Genomic DNA, 817 nt, shown 5'->3' on the forward strand with positions numbered 1-817 from the left:
ACCGGCGGTGTTGGTCGCGAAGCAGGTCAGCCTCATGCCGTCCGCGTCGGTGAGCCTCAACTGGGCCCCGGGATGCGGACGCTCTTTCCTCACGATCAGCCGCATGCCCTTCGGCCAGCCGTGAAGGACGTCGCCGGTGAGCTCGGCGACCCAGGCCCCGTCCCGGATCTCCCCGTCCGCCTCGACAGCCGGCGTCCAGGCCGAGGCCGGCACTTTCAGGACGTGGCTGTGGATCGCGTCGGTGATCACCATGCCGACCGAGTAGGACAGCCACCGCCCCCGCCGGGCGAGCCAGGCCACGAAGTCGTGGGTGCCGCCTGCGGAGTCGGTGCGGATCAGGGTCCGCCGGCCCCGCCGGAACTCCTTCGGTAGTTGGGCCAGGGCGAGTTGGGTGGTGGTGATGTGGTCGGCGGCGGTGTTCGATCCCGCGTTGCCCGGCCTGAGCAGGGCCGCGACGGGCTCCCCGGTGCCGCCGGGGCCGTGGTCGACGAACGCCATGAGCGGGTGATGGCCCCAGGTCCGCTTCCAGGTCGGTGCGGCGTCCTCCTTGTCGGAGTGCGCGATCACCAGAACCCCGTCGAGGTCGACGGTGACCGTCCCGCCCACGTCGGGCGCCGCCTGGCCGGCCAGGCGCCAGACCCGCTCGCGGGCTTGGGCCCGCGCGGAGCGGATCGCCTGCAGCGCCTTCTCCCCGGAGGCGGCGAGCGCGTCGACCAGGCGGGAGACCGTCGGATCGGATGCGACCGGCCCGAACACGGCCGGCTCGGCCCGCAGCATGCCCACATCCGCGAGGCAGTCCCCGCCCGACGCGACCGCC

1 protein-coding gene is annotated in these 817 nt (G+C 73.6%); it reads right to left on the minus strand.

The features are described from left to right. A partial coding sequence (locus tag AC02VZ_RS26035) for an IS1380 family transposase (RefSeq protein ID WP_476476561.1) occupies positions 1 to 817 on the minus strand: 817 nt, incomplete at both ends.

The sequence above is a fragment of the Streptomyces sp. 3-6 genome, from assembly GCF_056323165.1.